This is a genomic window from Devosia sp., from assembly GCF_034675085.1.
Classification (GTDB): domain Bacteria; phylum Pseudomonadota; class Alphaproteobacteria; order Rhizobiales; family Devosiaceae; genus Devosia.
In genome coordinates, this window is record NZ_JAUCDN010000289.1 from 1 (window position 1) to 4,078 (window position 4,078).

Genomic DNA, 4,078 nt, shown 5'->3' on the forward strand with positions numbered 1-4,078 from the left:
CCTTCGCCGTGCAGGGGCCGCTGGACAATCCCCAGTTCCGCATCAACCCGCTCTCGCTGCTGCTGCCCGGCGCCTTCCGCGAACTGTTCGAGTTCCGCGCCCGCGAGCAGCCCCGGGTGGAGTGAGCGGCCCCTTGGTGCTATGATCGGGCCATGAGCCGAAAGCTGACCGTGGAATTGCCCGAAGACCTGATCGCCTTCGCCACCGCCAAAGTGGCCGCAGGCGAATTCGCCTCGCTCGACGAAGCGGTGGCGGCGGGCGTCCGCAATTTGCAGGCCGAAGACGCCGCCATCGACCGCTGGGTCAAGGAAGAGGTCATCCCCTCCTATGAGCAATGGGTGGCGGAGGGACGGCCGACACGCTCGTCTGACGAGGTCTTTGCTGATCTCGAAGCGCGGATCAGGTCACGGGCATCGCGTCGGGTCTCGTGATGAAGCGCCGCCGGATTCGCTATTCGCCGGCGGCGGAACGGGATCTCGAGCATATTTCCGACTGGCTGGCCGATGTTGCGTCGGAAAATACGGCGATCCGCTATATCCAGCAGATCAAGTGGCGCATCGACACCCTGGAGCATGGTGCCGAGCGCGGCACGCTGCGTGACCCGCAGACCGGGCTGCGGGTCATCGGTATTCTGGCATCGGTGTCGATCGCCTTCACCGTGGACGATGATGCGGTCAATATCCAGCGCGTAATCTATGGTGGCCAGGACTGGCTTGCCGCCCCAGCCACCCAAAACCAGGACTAAACCGGCTTGATCAGCGCGTGGCGCTTCTTGCCGACCGAGAGCTTGATGACGCCTTCGTCCAGCACCGAATTGGCGCCGAGGCTGAGCTTGTCGTCGTCCACCACGGCGTCGTTGACGCGAACGGCGCCGGACTGCACATGGCGGCGGGCTTCGCCATTGGAGGCGGCAAGCCCGGCCGCGACCAGCGCCGCCAGGATGCCGACGCCCCCCGAGAGCTCGGAGCGGGCGATCTCGGCGGTGGGGAGCGACAGATCGATGCCCCCCGCCTCGAAGGTGGCGGCGGCGGTGGCGGCGGCCTGTTCGGCGGCGGCGCGGCCATGCACGATCGCCGTGACTTCCGTGGCCAGCACCTTCTTGGCCTCGTTGATCTCGGTGCCGCCCAGGGCCGCGAGCTTTTCGATCTCGGGAATGGGCAGGCGGGTGAAGATCTTGAGGAACTTGCCGACATCGGCGTCCTCGGTATTGCGGAAATACTGCCAGAAATCATAGGGGCTGAAGAGGTCGCCATTGAGCCAGACGGCGCCCGAGGCCGACTTGCCCATCTTCTCGCCCGAGGATTTGGTGAGCAGGGGCGTGGTCAGCGCATAAAGCTGCGGCCCGCCCATGCGATGGGAGAGGTCGACGCCATTGATGATGTTGCCCCATTGGTCCGAGCCGCCCATCTGCAACACCGTGCCATAGCGCCGGTTGAGCTCGGTGAAGTCGTAGCCCTGCATGATCATGTAGTTGAATTCGAGGAAGCTCAGCGACTGCTCGCGGTCGAGCCGGAGCTTGACCGAATCGAAGCTCAGCATGCGGTTGACCGAAAAGTGCCGGCCTACATCGCGCAGGAATTCGACATAGTTGAGCTTGAGCAGCCAGTCGGCATTGTTCACCATCAGGGCGGGGTTGGAGCCGCCATAATCGAGAATGTTGCCATAGACCTTCTTGATGCTCTCGATATTGGTCTCGATCTGCTCGACGGTGAGCAGCTTGCGCTGATCGTCGCGGAACGAGGGGTCGCCCACCATGGAGGTGCCCCCACCCATCAGGCTGATGGCGGTGTGGCCTGTCTCCTGGAGCCAGTAGAGCATGGTGACGGTGATGAGATTGCCGATATGGATCGAGGTGGCCGTGGCGTCATAGCCGACATAGCCGCAGATCTTAGAGGTGGCGGCGAGTTGGTCCAGCCCCTCGGGGTCGGAAATCTGGTGGATGAAGCCGCGCTCGTCGAGGACGCGCAGGAAATCTGATTTGAACTTGGTCATTCTGAGCCATCGAGATTTGAAGCCTCATGGCATTGCACGAAACCATGAGGCGGAAAGCCTGGAGCCCCAGCCGGCCCGAAGGCGGGGCGGGGCTCCGTTACATGATCGCGGGGTCGATGCGCCCGAAACTAGCGCCCGCCGCCGGCGGCGATCTCCTGCCGGCGACGGTCGAGATAGTCGGCGCAGCGGCTGGTCAACTCGTCGATCTTGCCTTCGCCGTCGAAGAAGTGGTTGGCCCCTTCCACGATCTGCTGTTCGATGGTGATGCCCTTCTGGGTCTTGAGCTTGTCCACCAGCTTCTGCACCGAGGCGGGCGGAGCCACCCGGTCCTTGTCGCCATGGATGATGAGGCCCGAGGAGGGGCAGGGGGCCAGGAACGAGAAATCATAGAGATTTTCCGGCGGCGCCACCGAGATGAAGCCTTCTACCTCCGGCCGGCGCATCAGAAGCTGCATGCCGATCCAGGCGCCGAAGGAGAAGCCGGCGATCCAGCAGCCGCGCGATTCGCGGTTGATGATCTGCAACCAGTCCAGCGCCGCCGCCGCATCGGACAATTCCCCGATTCCATGGTCGAACAGGCCCTGGCTGCGCCCGACGCCGCGCGAATTGAAGCGCAGCACGGAAAAACCGCGCTCGGCGAACATGTAGAAGAGATTATAGACGATCTGGTTGTTCATCGTCCCGCCGAACTGGGGGTGGGGATGCAACACGATGGCAATGGGGGCGTTGGGCTCCTTGCCGGGCTGATACCGGCCTTCGAGACGCCCTTCGGGTCCATTGAAGATCACTTCTGGCATGGTCTTTTCTTCCGGCCGTTTCGGGCCTGTTGGTGTGGCTTTACCAGGGGTTCGGTTGCGGTCTGGCGGCTTGACTAAGCCGGCTCCGCTCCCTAAAACATGGGTCGGAAAATCTAGTTTAGAATGGTTCGAAACTCGATTTGAGCCGCTTGGCGGCCCGCAGGAACGCCCCTTGTAATGAAGTTGGGCGCTAAATTTCAAGCAGTGTTTGGGGTCGCACCCATAGGGAGATGCGGCTCGGGCATATCAGGCATGATCGGCGCGCATGCGCCAGACAGGAAAAATGACCAGAGCGGCGATCTATCTCGATCACAATGCCGCGTCCCCGCTTCTGCCTGAAGCGCGGACGGCGCTGATCGCTGCCCTCGATTCGACGGGCAACGCTTCTTCGGTCCATTCCCATGGCCGCGCGCTGCGCGGCCTGGTCGACGCGGCCCGCGCCCAGGTGGCGCGCCTGGCCGGAGCGGAGGACCGGCAGGTGGTGTTCACCGGCTCGGCCACCGAGGCCATCACCCAGGCCATCGTCGGCGGCGCCCGCGCCTTTGCGGCGAGCGCCATCGTCATCAGCGCCGGCGAACATGCCGCCGTCTCCCGCGCCGCCGAGGCCGCCGGCCTGCCGGTCATGCTTGTGCCGCTTCTGGGCGATGGCAGCCTTGATCTCGATCAACTGGCAAAGATTCTCGCCGAGGCCGAAGGCGATCTGCTGGTGGCGCTGCATTGGGTCAATAACGAAACCGGCGTGGTGCAGCCCATGGGGCGCATCAATGCGCTGGTCGGGCCGACGCGGCACACGCTGTTCGTGGATGCGGTGCAGGCCTTCGGCAAGCTCGACCTGGATTTTGCCGCCTCGGCTCCCGATATGATGGCCATAAGCGGCCACAAGATCGGCGCGCCGGCCGGCATCGGCGCGCTGCTGGTCAAGGGCCATGCAGATACCGTGCGGCTCATCCCCGGCGGCGGGCAGGAACAGGGAAGGCGCGGCGGCTCGGAAGCCACGGCGCTGATCGCCGCCTTCGGGGCGGCGGCGCAGGCTTTCCCGGCCCGTTACGACAAGGCCGGCATCGCGGCGCTGACGGCGCGGCTCGAAGCCGGCCTACCGGCGGAGGCGGTGGTCTTCGGCGGGCAAAGGCTGGGCAATGTGGTCAATTTCGCAGTGCCCGGCATCAAGAACAGCACCGCCATGATGGCGCTGGATCTGGCGGGGCTCTCGGTATCGTCCGGCTCGGCCTGTTCATCGGGCAAGGTCGGCCCCAGCCATGTGCTGGCCGCCATGGGCGTGGCGCCCGAGC

Annotated in this window: 5 protein-coding genes; 3 read left to right on the forward strand and 2 right to left on the reverse strand. The window is 64.5% G+C overall.

What is annotated here, in order from left to right:
* Positions 1–152 precede the first annotated feature (152 nt).
* Together VDP82_RS14855 and VDP82_RS14860 are read left to right on the forward strand one after the other, a co-directional pair.
* Positions 153–431 (forward strand): type II toxin-antitoxin system ParD family antitoxin, encoded by a 279-nt coding sequence (locus VDP82_RS14855; protein WP_323015613.1) that lies wholly within the window; start codon positions 153–155, stop codon positions 429–431.
* Positions 431–745 (forward strand): type II toxin-antitoxin system RelE/ParE family toxin, encoded by a 315-nt coding sequence (locus VDP82_RS14860; RefSeq protein WP_323015617.1) that lies wholly within the window; start codon positions 431–433, stop codon positions 743–745. Before VDP82_RS14855 ends, VDP82_RS14860 begins: the two co-directional genes overlap by 1 nt.
* Here the strand turns inward: VDP82_RS14860 and tyrS are convergent.
* Positions 742–1,992 carry a tyrosine--tRNA ligase gene (gene tyrS / locus VDP82_RS14865; protein ID WP_323015614.1) on the reverse strand — a complete coding sequence of 417 codons (1,251 nt, stop codon included), beginning with the start codon at positions 1,990–1,992 and terminating at the stop codon, positions 742–744. The two genes, VDP82_RS14860 and tyrS, sit on opposite strands and share 4 nt — an antisense overlap.
* A gap of 128 nt (positions 1,993–2,120) precedes the next feature.
* Positions 2,121–2,789, reverse strand: a complete 669-nt coding sequence (locus VDP82_RS14870; RefSeq protein ID WP_323015615.1) for an alpha/beta hydrolase — start codon at positions 2,787–2,789, stop codon at positions 2,121–2,123.
* A gap of 283 nt (positions 2,790–3,072) precedes the next feature.
* Between VDP82_RS14870 and VDP82_RS14875 the strand changes: the two genes are divergently transcribed.
* The coding region (locus VDP82_RS14875; protein WP_323015616.1) for a cysteine desulfurase family protein at positions 3,073–4,078 on the forward strand (1,006 nt) is incomplete at its 3' end.